General features: G+C 70.0%; 14 protein-coding genes and 1 riboswitch. Of the genes, 7 read left to right on the top strand and 7 right to left on the bottom strand.

What is annotated here, in order from left to right:
* The first annotated feature begins 405 nt into the window (after positions 1 to 405).
* The 7 genes from ACTOQ1_RS09825 to ACTOQ1_RS09855 all read left to right on the top strand — a co-directional run bounded on the left by ACTOQ1_RS09825 (position 406) and on the right by ACTOQ1_RS09855 (position 8,233).
* Positions 406 to 1,584: a hypothetical protein gene (locus tag ACTOQ1_RS09825; protein ID WP_440065952.1), complete on the top strand. Its 1,179-nt coding sequence runs from the start codon at positions 406 to 408 to the stop codon at positions 1,582 to 1,584.
* Positions 1,581 to 2,942: an MFS transporter gene (locus ACTOQ1_RS09830; RefSeq protein ID WP_440065953.1), complete on the top strand. Its 1,362-nt coding sequence runs from the start codon at positions 1,581 to 1,583 to the stop codon at positions 2,940 to 2,942. The genes ACTOQ1_RS09825 and ACTOQ1_RS09830 overlap by 4 nt, the downstream gene beginning before the upstream one ends.
* 69 nt (positions 2,943 to 3,011) lie before the next feature.
* Entirely contained in the window at positions 3,012 to 3,716 is a 705-nt protein-coding gene (locus tag ACTOQ1_RS09835; protein WP_440065954.1) for an SRPBCC domain-containing protein, read from the top strand.
* 10 nt (positions 3,717 to 3,726) lie between these two features.
* Positions 3,727 to 4,308 (top strand): flavin reductase family protein, encoded by a 582-nt coding sequence (locus tag ACTOQ1_RS09840; RefSeq protein ID WP_440065955.1) that lies wholly within the window; start codon positions 3,727 to 3,729, stop codon positions 4,306 to 4,308.
* Between the two features lie 133 nt (positions 4,309 to 4,441).
* On the top strand, positions 4,442 to 5,479 hold the full coding sequence (locus ACTOQ1_RS09845; RefSeq protein WP_440065956.1) for an aldo/keto reductase family protein: 1,038 nt from the start codon (positions 4,442 to 4,444) through the stop codon (positions 5,477 to 5,479).
* A 1,315-nt stretch (positions 5,480 to 6,794) separates the two neighbouring features.
* Positions 6,795 to 7,619, top strand: a complete 825-nt coding sequence (locus ACTOQ1_RS09850) for an AfsR/SARP family transcriptional regulator (RefSeq protein WP_440065957.1) — start codon at positions 6,795 to 6,797, stop codon at positions 7,617 to 7,619.
* 251 nt (positions 7,620 to 7,870) lie between these two features.
* Positions 7,871 to 8,233 carry a nuclear transport factor 2 family protein gene (locus tag ACTOQ1_RS09855; protein WP_440065958.1) on the top strand — a complete coding sequence of 121 codons (363 nt, stop codon included), beginning with the start codon at positions 7,871 to 7,873 and terminating at the stop codon, positions 8,231 to 8,233.
* A 276-nt stretch (positions 8,234 to 8,509) separates the two neighbouring features.
* On the opposite strand, the gene prfH is transcribed toward ACTOQ1_RS09855, so the two are convergent.
* From prfH to ACTOQ1_RS09890, 7 genes are all read right to left on the bottom strand, one after another.
* A complete protein-coding gene (prfH, locus tag ACTOQ1_RS09860; RefSeq protein ID WP_440065959.1) occupies positions 8,510 to 9,202 on the bottom strand; it encodes a peptide chain release factor H in 693 nt (230 codons plus the stop codon).
* Positions 9,199 to 10,389 (bottom strand): RNA ligase RtcB family protein, encoded by a 1,191-nt coding sequence (locus tag ACTOQ1_RS09865; RefSeq protein WP_440065960.1) that lies wholly within the window; start codon positions 10,387 to 10,389, stop codon positions 9,199 to 9,201. Before ACTOQ1_RS09865 ends, prfH begins: the two co-directional genes overlap by 4 nt.
* A 310-nt stretch (positions 10,390 to 10,699) precedes the next feature.
* On the bottom strand, positions 10,700 to 11,638 hold the full coding sequence (locus ACTOQ1_RS09870) for a coiled-coil domain-containing protein (RefSeq protein WP_440065961.1): 939 nt from the start codon (positions 11,636 to 11,638) through the stop codon (positions 10,700 to 10,702).
* 42 nt (positions 11,639 to 11,680) lie between these two features.
* Positions 11,681 to 11,817, bottom strand: a riboswitch (cyclic di-AMP (ydaO/yuaA leader).
* Positions 11,818 to 11,889: 72 nt separating this feature from the next.
* The gene (galT, locus tag ACTOQ1_RS09875) at positions 11,890 to 12,969 is read right to left on the bottom strand and encodes a galactose-1-phosphate uridylyltransferase (RefSeq protein WP_440065962.1); all 1,080 of its coding nucleotides are present in this window, start codon (positions 12,967 to 12,969) and stop codon (positions 11,890 to 11,892) included.
* Positions 12,966 to 13,766, bottom strand: a complete 801-nt coding sequence (locus ACTOQ1_RS09880; RefSeq protein ID WP_440065963.1) for a DeoR/GlpR family DNA-binding transcription regulator — start codon at positions 13,764 to 13,766, stop codon at positions 12,966 to 12,968. The genes galT and ACTOQ1_RS09880 overlap by 4 nt, the downstream gene beginning before the upstream one ends.
* Before the next feature lie 93 nt (positions 13,767 to 13,859).
* Positions 13,860 to 14,456 (bottom strand): HD domain-containing protein, encoded by a 597-nt coding sequence (locus tag ACTOQ1_RS09885; protein WP_440065964.1) that lies wholly within the window; start codon positions 14,454 to 14,456, stop codon positions 13,860 to 13,862.
* A 430-nt stretch (positions 14,457 to 14,886) separates the two neighbouring features.
* On the bottom strand, positions 14,887 to 15,456 hold the full coding sequence (locus tag ACTOQ1_RS09890) for a TIGR03086 family metal-binding protein (RefSeq protein WP_440065965.1): 570 nt from the start codon (positions 15,454 to 15,456) through the stop codon (positions 14,887 to 14,889).
* Between the last annotated feature and the right edge of the window lie 194 nt (positions 15,457 to 15,650).

Here is a 15,650-nt window from a genome sequence, read left to right on the forward strand (position 1 = left end):
AAGATCGAAGCCCCGTTCACCAGGCAAGACAATCGTATTCAAGAACGGTCAAGGACGCCGTGACACCGGCGCGAAACCAACGCGAAACTGAACTCCGAAAAGCTGACTCCGGCAGCAAGGAACAACCCCAAAAGGAGGTGTTTCAGATGCGGAGTGAGGTCTACGCCCCGAGCGAGGTCTACGCGCCCAGCGAGGTCTACGCGCCGAGCGAGGTTTACGCGCCGAGCGAGGTCTACTAAGTCGGTGGATTAAACGCCGATATCTGGCGGGAGAGGATTCCAGAAGTCTTCTCCCGCCTTTTTAACCAAGCGGTCGGCTTATCCAGAAAAGAGTGTGGCATTGGCGGGCTTGCATACCTATACGCGCGCGGACGATGTCGCGTGGGGGGATCTGGAGTTCCCGCCCGTGGTCGAGTTGGACACCGTCGGACTGCAGCGCAACTGGAGCGCCTGGTTCACGCTGACTCCCACGGTGGGCGGGCCGCTCTGCGCCGAGAGCACGCCGCTGCTGCTCGCCCTGCTGCGCGACGAGAACCAGGACGAACTGCTTCCGCACTGCTCCCTGATCCTGCAGGGAGACTCACGGTCCTGGCTGGCGAGGCAGGTCAGGCAGGATGTGTTCCTGGGGGATTCGCCGGCGGCCGTGGCGGCGAACACCGGACTGGAACCGTGGCTGTTCCTCAGCCGCCAGATCGCCGAATGGCCGCACCAGTCCGTTCCACGGCGTGCGGTGCTCGTCAGGATCCTCACGCAGCTCGGGTTCTACCGGCTCGCGGCGGAGCTGACCTCGGGCGATGCCGAAGACGCGATCGGCTCCCACGCCACCGGCGACTACCTCGCGTACGAGACCGCCCGGGCGCTGCGCCAGCATCTGCGCGACTCCGCGGTGACGGACGCCTTCGCCAGGCTGGCCACCGAGGGAAAACTGCCGACACTGCGTGTGCTCTCGTGCACCCAGCTGATCTCGATCCTGCTGCGGGACCGGGGCGGCGAGCGCGGGAGCGACTACTGGATGGCGTACGGCCAAGAGCTGTTGCCCGCGCTGAGCGAGGTCGAACCCTGGTTGCGCGCGCTCACGGTGAGCAGGTTCTGGCGCGCCGCGGCCTTCCACCGGATCACGGAGAAGGACGCGGACGGGGCGCGGGCGGCCATGGACGCGGCGTACGAGGCGGGCGCCGAGGCCGAGAGCCTCGCCGCCGATTCGCAGCAGTGGCACAGCGCCCGGGAGAACACCAGGCTGCTCCTCGACGTGACCGTGAAGGCGGGCACCATGCTCCACCCCGTCGACCACGTGGAACAGGCGGTCGAGCAGCTGCTGCGGGTGGACGGGAACGAGCCTTCCGCGCGCTATTTCGCGGGGGCCTGGTTCCGGGGCAACGGTGACGTCAAGCGGGCGGCCGTGGAGTTCGAGCGAGGTGCCCAGGCGGGTGCCCTCAGGGGCGCGGGCGCGGCGTACAAGGCGGTGCTCTGCCAGCGGGAGCTCGGAGACGCGGACGGAGTCGCGCGCACCACCCGCCTGCTCTTCGAACTCGATCCCGCCGCGCTGCTCCCCGAGGAGTCCACCCCGGAGGGCGGGGGGGCATGACGACGAGGGAGGCTCCGGGCGACGGGGACCTGCGGACCCCGGTGGAGCCGGAGGGCTCCGGCGCGCCGCCGGGTGGGCGGGGAGGGCGGCGCCTGGGCGCGAGGATCTCCAGCGGCCTCGGGCGCAACTTCTGGCTGCTCTGGGGAGGCTGGTCGGTTTCGAGCGTGGGAAACGGCCTGACCGTCACCGCGTTGCCGCTGCTGGCCGCCGACCTCACCAGTGATCCGGCGACGCTGTCACTCGTCGGGATGGCGGACAAGCTTCCCTGGCTGCTGCTCGCCCTGATGGGGGGCGCGCTCGCCGACCGCTGGGATCGGCGCCGGGCGATGTGGGTGTCGGACGCCGTCCGGTGCGCGATCCTCGTCGTCCTGTTCGTCGCGGTTCTCGGCGGCTGGGCGTCGATCCCGCTCCTCATGGTGATCGCCTTCAGCATCACGTCGATCGAGACGGTCTACGACAGCTCGCGCTCGGCGATCCTCCCGATGGCGGTCTCGCAGGACCGGGAGGCTCTGGAGCGGGCCAACAGCAGGCTGATGACCGCCAACACGGTCGCCCTGAAGTTCCTCGGACCGGCGCTCGGCGGTGTGCTCTACACCGTGGGCAGGGCCGTGCCGGTGGGCGTGGACGCCATCAGCTTCGCCGTGAGCTCCGTCTTCTCGTTCCTCATGCGCGGTGATTTCCGCGCCGACGGCGCCCAGGCGGCGACGGTCCCCGGTGCGAGACCCCGGCGCGCGATGCGCAAGGAGATCGGCGAAGGCGTGCGCTGGCTGGCCCGCCATCGCGTGCTGCGCGTGTTCACGCTGGTCGCGGGCCTCACCAACATGTGCACGGTCGGCCAGCTGGCGATGCTTGTGCTGTACGCCCGGCAGGTCATGGAGATCAGCGACATGGCGTACGGCCTGCTGCTCGCCTCGGTCGCGGTCGGCAGCGTGACCGCGGGCTTCACCTGCCGGATGTTCACCCACCGGCTGGGGCCGGCGAGGTCCGCCCTCGGCGGAGTGATGCTGGGCGCGCTGGGCTTCACGATCCTGGGGTTCACCAGCGAGGTCGCCTTCGTCGCCCTTGGCCTCGCCGTCACCGGCTACACGGCCATGACCTGGAACGTCACGACCGTGTCGATCCGGCAGGCCATCGTCCCGAAGGAGCTGACCGGACGGGTCAGCAGCGTGAACAGGCTGGTGGCCTTCGGGCTGATGCCGGTCGGCATACTTCTGGCCGGCCAGATCGCGACCCACGTCAGCCTGGAGGCCGTGTACCGGGTGGGCGGCCTGTTCGGGGCGGCCGTGTCACTCATCGGACTACTGACGCTTTCCAACGCCGCGGTCGAGAGGGCCCTGCACGAGGCGGGGGCCAGGTAGGCGATCGACCGGTGTACCGCTGACCCCGTGCCCTCGTCGGCGCGGATCCCAAGAATGGAGAACGGTGTCATGGCACTCGAAACATCGACGGCACGCGAGATCAAGGTGAGCCGGGACCGCGTCTGGCAGGCCTGGACCGACCCGAAGGAGGTCCGCGCCTGGCTCAACCTGCACGACGCGAGCATCCCGGTCGAGCCGGGCGACCCGCTTCGCTGGCACTTCAACCGGGGAGGGCGGGTCGACCTCGTCTTCTCGGCGACGCTGCGCGAGGTCGATCCCGGCGTTTCGTGCTCCTACGACTGGGACGTGCCGGGGAACGACGAGCCCACCCTCGTGGAGGTGGAGTTCGTCCAGGTCAACGAGGACAGCACCGAGGTGAAGGTGCGCCACTCGGGTTTCGGTGACTCGGTCCGCTCCCGGGTGGAGTTCGACGCGTACGACCACCACTGGTGGCACTACCTGGAGCGGCTCGCGGCCTACCTGGAGCACCGGCCGTTCCAGTTCCACAAGACGCTGACGCCGCCCAAGACGGGCATCATCCCCCTGGGGGTCACCCCGGAGACCGGGATGGTCGTGCAGGACGTGGCGATCAACTCCGCCGCCGAGTTCGTCGGCATCCAGCCCGGCGACGAGATCCACGCCATCGACGGCGTCACGCTGAAGGAGATGGAGGACTTCCACCGCTGGCTCGACGACGCGGTGCCCGGCCAGAAGGCGACGTTCACCCTCCAGGACCGCACGGTCGAACTGGTGCTGCGGCCGTTCACGGCATGACGTCCCGGTGATGATCACCGTGGACGGCTTCCGGGCCGCGCTCGCCCGGTTTCCCAGCGGCGTCACGGTCGTTACGGCACGAGGGGAGCGGGAAGGCTCGCACGGGCTGACCGTGAGCGCCTTCTGCTCCGTCTCCGCCGAACCTCCGCTGATCCTGGTGTGCCTCGCGCGGTCCGCGCGCACGCTGCCCGCCGTGCACGAGTCGGGACGCTTCGCGGTGAGCATGCTCCGCCAGCACCACGACGTCGTGGCGCGCCTGTTCGCGACGACGGCCCTGGACAAGTTCCAGGGCACGTGGGGGGCACTCACCCCGGACGGCCCGCCGGTCGTCCCGGACGCGCTCTTCTCGCTGGAGTGCACCGTGCACAGCGTGCTTCCCGCGGGAGACCACGAGGTCGTCATCGGCGCGGTACAGGCGTACAGCGTGCGCGACGGTGCTCCGCTGATCTACTACCAGAGGGCCTTCCACCCGCTCGCCACCGCCTTCTCCGGAGGCCGTCCAGGCGATTCGCCCCTCCCTCGGGACGATGCGCGCCCAGGCGAGGCGGGCGAGCGCACGAACGGGAAGTCGCGCCGGAGCCGCGTGTCCTGACGTGCCGGTGGACCGGCGCCCGCGCGACCGGTCCGCCTTGACGCCGCGTGCAGACCAGTATCGTGACCTTCATCGTGAAAGGAGGATCGGGAAAACGGGCTCCTCGAAGGAGAGCGCCGCATCCTGACTACCAATGGAACATCGCCACCTCGGGCAGAGCGGCCTGATGATCAGTGAAGTCACCTTCGGAAACTGGCTGACCCACGGCGAACTGGTGGAACGGGACCAGGCCGTCGCGTGCATCCGGGCGGCACTCGACGCCGGCATCACCACCTTCGACACCGCCGACGTCTACGCGCAGGGGGCGGCCGAGGAGGTGCTGAGCGCCGCACTCGCCGGGGTGAGGCGGTCGTCACTGGTCCTCGCCTCGAAGGTCTGCCTGCCCACCGGCGACGGCCCGAACGACCGCGGCCTGAGCCGCAAGCACATCGCGGAGTCCTGCGAGGCGTCCCTGCGCCGGCTGCGTACCGACTACCTCGATCTCTACCAGGCGCACCGTTTCGACGAGACCACCCCTCTGGAAGAGACCCTGATCGCCTTCGACGACCTGGTGCGCCAGGGCAAGGTGCTCTATCTCGGTGTCTCCGAGTGGACGGCCCCGCAGATCGCGTCGGCGCTGACCATCGCCCGTGACCTCGGGTTGCGCAGCCGCATCGTCTCCAACCAGCCGCAGTACAACATGTTGTGGCGGGTCGTCGAACCGGAGATAGTCCCGCTGTGCCTGCGCGAGGGCATCGGCCAGCTCGCCTTCCAGCCGCTCGCCCAAGGGGTGCTGACCGGCAAATACCGGCCCGGCCAGGAGCCGCCGGACGGATCGCGGGGAACGGCCGGCGGGCGGGCTCCCACGTTCATCCGCAGGGTGCTGGGTACGCCGCTGCTCGAACGTGTGCAGGAGCTGCGCCCCGTCGCCGAGGAGTGCGGTCTCTCGGCAGCTCAGCTCGCGATCGCCTGGGTGCTCCGGCAGCCGGGGGTCTCCTCGGTGGTCGCCGGTGCCACCAGGCCCGAGCAGGTGACCGAGAACGCCGCGGCGTCCGGCAGGACGATCGACGAGGCCGCCCTGAAGCGGGTGGACGAGGTGCTCGGAGATCTCGTCGACCGGGATCCCGCCAAGACCGCGCAGATGATGGCGGTCAAGCCGAGCTGGATGAAGACCGCACCGGCAAACGGTTAGCCGGGGGCCGGCACCCGCCCGCGGGGACGTCCCGGGGGCGGGTGCCCGTCCGCGGGGACGTCGCAAGGGCTTCGCGCGGGTACCGGCCCACGCTGGGCCGGTACCCGCGAGCAGGACGGGTGCCCGTCGCCTGCCGGCCGGTGGGGAACCCGGTCGGCACGCGACGAGGCCCGTCGGCACGCGGCCGAACCCGCCTTCGGCGCGGATGCCGGAACCGCCCTCTGGAACGGCCTGACGCGCGCCGGGACGTCCGGTGGCCGTCGGCCGGTCCCGCGCTCTGTCGAGGGTTCAGCTCATGGCGAAGCATTTGTGTCCTCGCCGGCTGTCCCCGTGTGGCCGCGGTCGTCCGCGAAGCCGTCCGCGTTCCGCCGTCCGATACCCGCTCACCGCGATTCACCTGCTCAGCGCGACTTTCCGTGGCGCTCCGCCATGCCGGGAATCCGTGCCCCGGCGCGATGCTCGCCGGGAGGCACCGTAACAGCATGACGTTATAAAGGTATACGGTCTGTTCCTAATTCGCTCAGCCATGCATCGGTGTAAACCCAACTTTTTGGGTTGGGGTAAAACGAAGATCGAGACCGACGTTTACGTATAATGGCCGGAAGCAGACAAGAGGTATGGGGGCTACCGGATGGCTGTGCGTTTTCGTGTTCTCAAACAGATCGAAATCACCGCAGATAGGCACATGGCCCGCTTAAAGCGCCGCCGGTGCGAACTGCTCGTGTCAATGCCGCGGCGCGTCAACGAAGGAGACGCGGAAGGGCGATCGTACGGGATCGGGCCGGGGGACCGCCGCGCCAAAGCCGGTCACGTCCCGCTCCTACGAGCCCGGGCTGGAAGTCCGGCTCCGGAGCCGGCTCTCCGCTGAACCGGCTCTGACAGGATCGCACTCGCCGGAGTGACGTCGCCTGAGCCGTGGCCGTCCCGCAGCCCGGTCGCGGCGGTCCCACCGGGATCACAGGCGCCGTCGGTGCGCTCGCGGCGAGTTCTCGTCCGTCGTCCGCGACGCGGAGGCGGGCGCCACCCCTTTGGCGGCATCGTCTTCCTCGGGTGCGTGGCCGGTGAGGTCCACCGGCTACCGTTTCTGATCGAGTCGCAGGCCGCCCGTTCCGAGCGCGGTGGCACGACCCTGCCCTGATCGTGACGGGGCGCTTCGCCGAGCCGTCGTACGCGTCCGCCACCGGCCGGCGCGAGCGCGGCGCCCGACGATCCAGGCTCGTGCGAGACCGTCGTTCCGTGACGGCCTACCACGGCGGAGGGAACGACCTTCACATGAAGAGGCTGACGTCCCTTTCTCATCCGCGAAGGACAACGCATGTCGCCTAACACCCTCCTGGAGGGCGAGGTACAGTTCCACGTTCTCGGGGATCTGGCGGTTATCGTGAACGGCGTCGAGGTGCCGGTACCGGCCCAGAAGCCGAGGAAGCTGTTGAGCATCCTGCTCAGCAGAGCGGGGCAGTCGGTACCCGTCGCCCTGCTGTCGGATATTTTGTGGACCGAGCAGCCCAAGAATCCGCGGAAGGCGATGCAGGTCTACGTGTTCCGCCTACGGCACGTTCTCGGCTACGACCGGATCCAGCAGCGGGGTGAGGGCTACGCGGTGGTCACCTATCCCGACGAACTCGACGTCCACAGGTTCGAGACGCTCGCCAAGCAGGCGCTGAACGCCAAGCACCGCCGTGACATGAAGGACCTGGCGCGCTATTCCGCGGAGGCGCTCGACATGTGGCGCGGCAGGCCGTACGTGGACCTGGCCGAGAGCGCCGTCGCGGCCCACGAGGTCAGCCGCCTGGAAGAGCTGCGAACCTCACTCCTGGAGCTTCGCATCGGCGCGGACATAGGTCTCGGAAACCACTTCGAGACCATACCCGAGCTGCGAAGCCTGATCATGCGTTTCCCGTTCCACGAACGCTTCCGCACCCTGTTGATGCTCGCCCTCTACCGGACCGGTCGCCAGGGGGAGGCGCTGGAGGTGTTCCGGGAGACCGTCGTGCTGCTCGACCGGGAACTGGGAATCCTGCCGGGCCAGGAAATGAGCACCATGCACACTCGGATCCTGCAGTCGGACCCGTTCCCGATGTCCGCCGACGCCGTACTGGAATGCCTGGGGGAGGCCCACCCGAAGGCCGCTCATCGGTGAACCCGGTGTGAGAGCCCGCGCCGTCCACCGCGCACGGGGCGTGCCGGAAATCCCGGACGCGCCCCGGCGGGGTGGACACCATGGAAGCCGCGGGCCGGCGCGGTGTGCCGGCATGGCCACCGCGCCGCGCCCCCGGTTCGGAGATCTTCGAGCCTTCGGCGATGAGATACCCACCTTCGCGATAGTTGCGCGCCGTCCTTCGCCCCGTATCGTCCCCACCAGTGATCCCGGCGGCGCGGGGAAGGATCGGCATGACCGACGACGTGGTGCGACGAGTTTTCCAGGCGGTCGACTCGTTCGACCCCGACGCGTTCGTGCGGTTGCTGGCCGAGGACGCCACGCTGGTGTTCGGCAACGCCGAGCCGATGGCGGGACGTGAGGCCATCGCCGCCGGGTTGCGGGCGTTCTTCTCCACCATCGGCGGCCTGCGGCACCGGATCGTCAGGAACTGGCAGGTGGACGCCGACATCATCGCCGAGACCGAGGTGACCTACCGGAGGCTCGACGGCAAGGACGCCGGCGTCGTGGCCGTGTCGATCTGGCGCACCCGCGACGACGGCCTGATCTCGGACTACCGCATATTCGTCGACCTCGCACCCGTCTACGCGGTCTGAGGTTCCGGCGAGACCGTATCCGCGGGCGCGGCGCCTGTCTTCCCCCATGGGACACACCCGGAGTGAGTCGTCCGTCAGGGACTACCCCGTCGCCCCAGGGATCGGACGCACTGGGCGGTGACGTGCCACCACGGACGGTGCGGGCGGCCCCGGAAGGTGTGCCGCCCGGCAGGCACACCCGTCGCCCTCCCGCCGGTGATCACACGATGCGCTGCGAGATCACCCGGGACTTCCGCGACAGACCCTGGCTCTGTTCGAGTTCGACGTCGTAGTGGGTCAGGCCGTGGTGGGGCGTGGCCGGGTGGACTGCCGCGGTCGCCGGCGCGCCCGCTCCCGTGAAGCCGGGTCCTGCTGCGGCGTTTCCGGACGTTCGATACGGGTGGGGTCGCCGCGTACGAGCTCGTCGTGGATGCGCCGGCGGGCACTGGTCGCGGCGCGCTCCGCCGTCTCGTCACCGTGCTCGATGCGCTGTCGCAACAGCCGCATGGCGATGCGGCGGTTGAGGCTCGACTGCCGCTCGGTGTCGACCACGACGACGATCCCCGAGGGCCGGTGGGTCGCCCGTACCGCCGTGCTCGCCTTGTTCCGATGTTGACCGCCGGGGCCGCCGGTGCGGCAGGCGACGATGTCGACATCCGCTTCCGAGAACGTCGTGCGCGGGGTGCCGACCTGGCACGGCTGGGCGATGACGTACCAGTTCTTCCGGCCCGTGCCGGCCCGGTACGGGCTGGGGGCCTGCCAGCACAGGGTTCCGGTCCACGAGGCGGCGAACGCCTCGGCGCCGGCTCCCGATATCCGGATCAGGACAGATCGGTAGGTGTCGGGCCGGTCGCCGGGAACGGTCTCGGCCCGATGGGTCTCCAGGTTCTGTCGGGTGGCGTCGGACTCCAGGCGGCGCAGCAGCCGGGCCAGCGCCCAGGCGCACTCCTGCGGGCCACGCCCGGCCGACAGGAGCAGGTGGACGCTCACCGCCGGCCTCGCTTGCGGCGCTGGTCCCGCTGGGGCGTGGACCCGAGGTCGGGCGTCTTGTAGGTGACCAGAGGGACCGTGGTGGCCACGGGCGTGGCCAGGTCGTGGTCGACGAGGTCGGAGATCACCTGCTCGATGCGCTTGTAGGCCGTCGGCGCCTCCTCGAAGAGCAGCTGGCGGTCTCCGCACACCACCAGTGACCCCACCGGCGTGCGGCGCAACTCCTCGACCGTGTGCTTGGCCCGGCCTCGGCGCAGGGCGTCCGCACGCGACATCTTGCGGCCCGCGCCGTGCGCGACGGAATGGCCGGCGTCCGGTCCGGCGTGGGCGGCCACGAGGTAGGAAGGGGTGCCTCGCGTACCGGCGATGAGCACGTCGCGGCCGTCGCCCGGCGCCGCCCCCTTGCGGTGCAGGTAGAGCCCGTCGCGGATCTCGACCAGGTTGTGGCACTGGTCGACGAGCGGCTCGGCGGGCTCGGCCCCCAGGGCATGGGCGACCCGGGCGGCCATCAGCCGCCGGTTGAGCGATCCCCAGCGTACGGCGTCGTCGTGCATCGCCAGGTAGGCGCCGGGATCGGGGGCGGGGCCCGCGCCGTGGACCTCGGTGTGCGCCCGCAGGATCCGTTCGCCCAGCCCCCGGGAACCGCTGTGGACGATGAGAACGAGGTCGCCGTCGGCGAGTCCGAGACGGCTCGCGTGACCTGGCTCGAAGACGGTCCCGATCCGCGCCAGCTCGACGAAGTGATTGCCCCGGCCGACCGTCCCGAGGCCCTCGACGTGACCGGCGGGGATATCGCCCTTCACCACGGCCCAGGCGGGGTCGTCGGCATCCCGCTCGGGATCCAGCGCGCGATCGAGGTCGGGGAACCGGGCGGCGAGCTTCTCGGGTGCGGCGCGCTTGAGCTTCATGGGGAACACGGCGATGCCGCAACCGATGTCGGAGCCCACCAGGAACGGGTACAGCACGGTCGACGCCATGGCGGCGCCGATGGGGGCACCCTTGCCGGGGTGCAGGTCCGGCATGGCGGCGACGTGCGTCATGCCGTCGAGTGCGGCCACCTGGTGGCACTGCGCGAGGGCGTCGGACTCGATCCAGCTCGTGGAGGAGGCGAACACGGTGACGGTGGCCGGACCCGCGTCCGCGGTGGACGGCGGCGGGGACTCCTGCCGGGAGTGTCGCTGAGACAAGGAGGCTCTCTCAAAAGGGTATGGGCTGACAGCATTACGGGAAGCGTCGGCGCCGTGGCATCTCGAAGTAACGGGGTGCTGTCCGTCAGAGCGTCATGAACACCACGTTCCCCGAGCCCCACCCCCGAGGCAAACGGTTTTCGGCCGTACGGACCCGTGTGCCTGCACTCACCGCCATCTCACGGCGTGTGCGTCGCCGCGGCCCTCATCTTCTGTCGCGCGCCCGCCGAAGATCATCGAACGGGAAACCCGCCAGGTGCCCTGGATATGCCCTCGACACGGCATCACCGCAGGCCGGAGGCCCGGCTGCTCAGAACATCGAGATGTGCGGATGGTCGAAGTGGTTGGCCGTGATGCCGCCGCGGTTCGACATGAAGCGCCAGCCGGAGCCGTGGTTGATGCGCTGGCGCCAGATCACGTACTTCACGCCGAGTCTGGTCCTGTTCTTGAGGGCCCAGGCGGCGATCTCGTCGCCCAGCGCGAGGTTGGCGGCCGAGGGCATCGTGCCGCCGGTGCTCATCATGAAGTCGCAGGCGCGGCCCAGGGGGTGCTCACCGCCGTCGTTGGCGGCCCGGTAGCAGCCGACGGAGTACGGGAGGCTGAAGCGCCGCATGACGGCGTCGCGCATGATCCGGGTGCGGTCGGTGATGTTGTCGGCGCCGGTGGGCAGCTGCGGGGCCCAGCTGCCGTCGGAGCGGCGGCCGGAACCGGTGGGGGCGAGCCGGTCGAGCTTGTCCTTGACGTCGCGGATCACGTCCTCGGCCTCCTCGCGCCGGCCCTCCACCTCCTTGGCCTCGTCGCGGATCTCGTCGGTGAGCCTGGACGCCGTCTCCGACGCCTTCTTCCTGCGCTCGAGGCTGCCGGCGAAGCCCTCCAGGTAGGCGCTCTGCTGGGCGGTGAGCTGTTCCATCACCGCGGCGGCGCCCATGTCGCCGGAGAACATCAGCGCGGGCAGCCCTCCGCTGCTGCTGGTCTGGTATCGGAGCTGGACGATGGAGTCGACCTGCCTCTTGGCCTCGACATAGATCTCCTCGGCCTTGCCCAGGTTCTGCTTGGCGACGGCCTCGGCCTTCTGCGCCTTCTTGAGGGACTCGCGCTTGGCCGCGTAGGTCTCGATCAGCCCGTCGAGTTTCTTGCCGAGTTTGGCCAGGTCGGCACGGAGTTTGGCCTCGGTCGGCTTGGGTTCCGCGCTTCCCGCGGTGGGGGTGCCGATGGTGAACGCCGCGATCGAGCTCAGACAGAGGACCACAGCGGCATGCCGACGGAACGTGGGGGACGAGGCCGCCACGAACTCTCCTCTCCTTCCGCCTACCGGGTTAGCTGACGGGTTCGGGCTGGAGGAAGCCCTTCCACCGAAGTGGTTTCACCCCAGGTGCGGTGGTTCCCCGGCTCCTGAGCGAGGCGCCCAGGATTAGGCAAATCAGCGTTTACAGCCGATGTGGGAAGGATAGTAGTGGTAAACAGCAGGTCATGCGACCTCAAGACGAGACCAAGCGGTAATCAGTTCGTGATGACAGAGCGCAGAAGCTGTGCTGTTCCCTCGGGGGACACGTCGTTCACGAAGGCGCCCATGGCCGACTCCGACCCGGCGAGGTATTTCAGCTTGTCCGGCGCGCGGCGGATGCTGAACAGCTCCATGTGCGCGTACGACAGATCGCGGCCGGTGGAGACCGGCGCCTGGTGCCAGGCCGCGATGTACGGCATGGGCACGCCGAACAGCCCGTCGAGGCGGCGGAGCACGTCGGTGTAGAGGGGGCCGAACGCCGCGCGCTCCTCGGCCTCCAGCGCGACCAGGTCGGGGACCTGGCGGTGCGGGTAGAGGTGTACCTCCACCGGCCAGCGCGCCGCGGCCGGGACGAAAGCCGTCCAGTGCTCGTTCGAGCCCACCACCCGGACACCGGCCTCCCGCTCCGCGGCCAGGACGTCGGCGAACAGGTTGCCGCCGGTCCGCTCCCGGTGGCGCTCGGCCGCCCCGAGGGTGAGCCTGGTGCGCGGGGTCACGTAGGGGTAGGCGTAGATCTGGCCGTGCGGGTGGGCCAGGGTGATGCCGATCTCCGCTCCCCGGTTCTCGAAGCAGAACACCTGCTCCACGCCCGGCGTCGCCGACAGCTCCGCCGTACGGTCGACCCAGGCCTCCATGACCAGCTCGACCTGCTCGGGGGAGAGCCGCGAGAACGACGAGTCGTGTTCGGAGGTGAAGCAGACCACCTCGCACCTGCCGATCCCCGGACGGACCTCGCTCAGCCCGCCGATCTCCCGGTGCTCGCCCGGCTGGGCGGAGAACGAAGGGAACCGGTTCTCGAAGACCACCACGTCGTAGTCGGAGGCGGGCACCTCGGTGAGGTTGCCGGGGGTGGAGGGGCAGAGCGGGCACTCGCTGGCCGGGGGCAGGAAGGTGCGGCCCTGGCGGTGCCCGGCCACCGCGATCCATTCCTCGGTGAGCGGGTCGTAGCGCAGCTCGGAGGCGGCGGGGCGGGGCGGCAGGTCGCGCCGGTCGACCGCTCCGCGGTCGGCGTCGTCGCGCCGGTCGAAGTAGATGAGCTCCCGGCCGTCGGCCAGGTGGGTGATCGTACGTTTCATCGGCCGGCGATCTCGCTCTCTCGCTGGGGTTCCGTGATGATCAGTTCGCCCACCGAGGCGGCGATCTCCTCGCGGGCCTCCTCGGTCAGGCCGGAGTCGGTGACCACGATGTGGGCCTCGGCCAGCTGGGCGATGGTGCTGATGCCGACCGTGCCCCACTTGGTGTGGTCGGCGAGCACCACCAGGCGGTGCGCGGAGGCGACCAGCTCGCGGTCGGTCTCGGCCTCCAGCAGGTTGGGGGTGGTGAACCCGGCGCGGGTGCTCATCCCGTGCACGCCGAGGAAGAGGGTGTCGACGTGGAGCCCGCGGATCGCCGAGACCGCGACCGGGCCGACCAGGGCGTCGGAGGGGGTGCGGATCCCGCCGGTGAGCACGACCGTGCGGTCGGCCCTGGGGGAGCGGTGGAAGACGTCGGCGATCCGGATCGAGTTGGTGATCACGGTCAGCTCGGGCACGTCGACCAGGTGGTGGGCGAGCGTCCAGGTCGTGGTCCCCGCGGAGAGCGCGATCGCCGTGGCGGGCCGGACGAGCCCGGCGGCGTGCTGGGCGATCGTCTCCTTCTCCGCCTGCTGGCGCGCCGACTTGGCGGCGAAGCCCGGTTCCTCGGTCGAGCCGGGCCCGGCGGCGGTGGCGCCGCCGTGGACCTTCTCCACCAGGCCGCGCTCGGAGAGCACCTCGAGGTCACGCCGGATCGTCATGTCGGACACGCCGAGCTCCCGGACGAGATCGGCGACCCTGACCCCGCCGCTACTGCGCACCCTCTCCAGGATCGCCTGCCGCCGCTGCTGGGCAAGCATGCCTCGCTCCCCTCGCTCCCCTTAATCCACCAGATTCCACCAAATTACCACGGCGAGCCCCCGATATGTTGTTGAGTATTGGTGGCTAACCGCTCACAGTCGCTCAAGCTCCGCCTCGATGTTCGCTCTCGCCGCCCCCTCCAGATCGGCGACGCGGAAGATCGCCGGGAGGTCGAGCAGCGAGCGCAGCACGGCGGCCCGCCCGGCCCTGAACGCGTCGTCGGGGACGAAGCCGTACTCCTCGCGCACGGCCGCCGCGTAGCCGGCGTAGACCTCCGGGGACGCGCCCAGGATCGCCAGGTCCGCGTCGGACAGCACGGCCCCGTCCGCGTCGCCGGGCGCGGGGTCGTGCGTGACGGTCAGCCTGACCAGCCGGGCGACCGTCGCCACGGCCTCCGCGGACAGTCCCATCTCCGGCAGCGCGCGCTCGGCCAGCCCCGCGCTCCGCTCCTCGTTGTCGCCGCGCCGGGGGTCGTAGACGGCGTCGTGGAACCAGGCCGCCAGCCGTACGAGGTCCGGATGCTCGGCGTGGCCGGCCAGGGCGTCGACGTGGTCGAGTACGGCCTCCAGGTGGGCGGTCGTGTGGTATCTGCGGTGCGGCTCGTCGTACCGGGTGATCAGTTCGCTGCCGAGGGGGTCGGCCCCGAGGCCGGCCAGGGACCGCCAGCGGGCCATCAGCTTCTCGCTCATGTGACGGAGCCTAGAACCCGGCCGGTGCCGTGCCGGAGGGACGGGGCGCGAAATCGATCACGTGACCGCGCGCCGGGGCGCGGAACGTCAGGACCGGGAAAAGGCCGGGGAAGCACCGGGGAAACCCGGGGAAACATGGTCCACCGGAGTCGGGCGGATCGTCGTTCGGGCCTTGTGCGACCGGCGTTCCGGGAGGAATGTGAAGGTCTGAGCCGGTGAGATCGAGCCCCGTACGGCCCCGAGAGGGGGCCGGACCTCGCGGGACTCGGCGGGACCTCGGAGAACCTCAGGGAAGGGGTGGTCGGCATGGGCAGACGAGCGCGTAAGGCCAAGGCCCGCAGGAAGCGCAAGGCCAACCACGGCAAGCGGCCGGCCTAGCGGCCAGGGCCTGCCCGCGTGAGCCGGGTGCGAGCGCCCGGGGAACGGCCGGTCAGGCGCGACGGCCCCAGGAGGCCAGCAGCCGGGTCTGCGCGTCGGTGCCGGAGGGCACCTCCCGGTGCCCTCCGGGGGGCGCGGCCTGCCGGTAGCCGGGCTCCGCGTGGCTGAACCAGGCGGCGCAGGCCTCGACCAGCTCGGGATCGAGCCGTTCGTCGGCGCCGATGGCGCGGGCCAGGTCCCACGTGTGGATGAGCGCGTCGGCGAACAGCTCGGTGACGTACTCCCGGCCGGGCACGTCGCCGAACGGCAGGTGGACGAGGCGGTCGAGGGCGTGGACGTTCGTCGCCGCCTGGATGGCGGGCACGGCCGAGGTGTCGAACGCCTTGATGGGGTCGTCGCCGAGCAGGTCCCCCTCGAAGGCGTCGCCGACCTCCGCGGAGGTCCCCCCGGCGAGCAGTACGGGGGCCCACAGGTTCTCGCCGACCACATGGTTGACCAGGGCGTGCACGTTCCAGTCGACGCACGGCGTCGGGTTCTCCCACTGGTCGGGGCCGACCCGGTGGACGAGAGCGCCGAAGTCGTCGAGCGCGCGCTGGTAAGCCTCGGGTATGTCGATGGTCATCATGCCCCTCCCGATGCCCTCCCGGGTTTCCTCCCGGCTCTCATCTTGACCGTAACCCCTGAACAGCCAGTAGTCATCGCGTCAACGGACATGACCGGCATGCCCGGGGTTGCCTAGGGGATCGGTTCGGGCACACCTGACCGAGGGGCTTCATCCCGCGGTCATCTCGGCGTCAGGTTGAAGTCACGATATTT

Origin of the sequence: Streptosporangium sp. OZ121 (genome assembly GCF_051918885.1) — a bacterium.
Classification (GTDB): domain Bacteria; phylum Actinomycetota; class Actinomycetes; order Streptosporangiales; family Streptosporangiaceae; genus Streptosporangium.

Bases quoted from the DNA above. Each gene is read 5' to 3' on its own strand.
- ACTOQ1_RS09835 (WP_440065954.1), top strand. From the start codon at position 3,012: ATGGCACTCGAAACATCGACGGCACGCGAGATCAAGGTGAGCCGGGAC.
- ACTOQ1_RS09840 (WP_440065955.1), top strand. From the start codon at position 3,727: ATGATCACCGTGGACGGCTTCCGGGCCGCGCTCGCCCGGTTTCCCAGC.
- ACTOQ1_RS09855 (WP_440065958.1), top strand. From the start codon at position 7,871: ATGACCGACGACGTGGTGCGACGAGTTTTCCAGGCGGTCGACTCGTTC.
- ACTOQ1_RS09885 (WP_440065964.1), bottom strand. From the start codon at position 14,456: ATGAGCGAGAAGCTGATGGCCCGCTGGCGGTCCCTGGCCGGCCTCGGG.
- ACTOQ1_RS09830 (WP_440065953.1), top strand. From the start codon at position 1,581: ATGACGACGAGGGAGGCTCCGGGCGACGGGGACCTGCGGACCCCGGTG.
- ACTOQ1_RS09850 (WP_440065957.1), top strand. From the start codon at position 6,795: ATGTCGCCTAACACCCTCCTGGAGGGCGAGGTACAGTTCCACGTTCTC.
- ACTOQ1_RS09845 (WP_440065956.1), top strand. From the start codon at position 4,442: ATGGAACATCGCCACCTCGGGCAGAGCGGCCTGATGATCAGTGAAGTC.
- galT (WP_440065962.1), bottom strand. From the start codon at position 12,969: ATGAAACGTACGATCACCCACCTGGCCGACGGCCGGGAGCTCATCTAC.
- ACTOQ1_RS09890 (WP_440065965.1), bottom strand. From the start codon at position 15,456: ATGACCATCGACATACCCGAGGCTTACCAGCGCGCGCTCGACGACTTC.
- ACTOQ1_RS09880 (WP_440065963.1), bottom strand. From the start codon at position 13,766: ATGCTTGCCCAGCAGCGGCGGCAGGCGATCCTGGAGAGGGTGCGCAGT.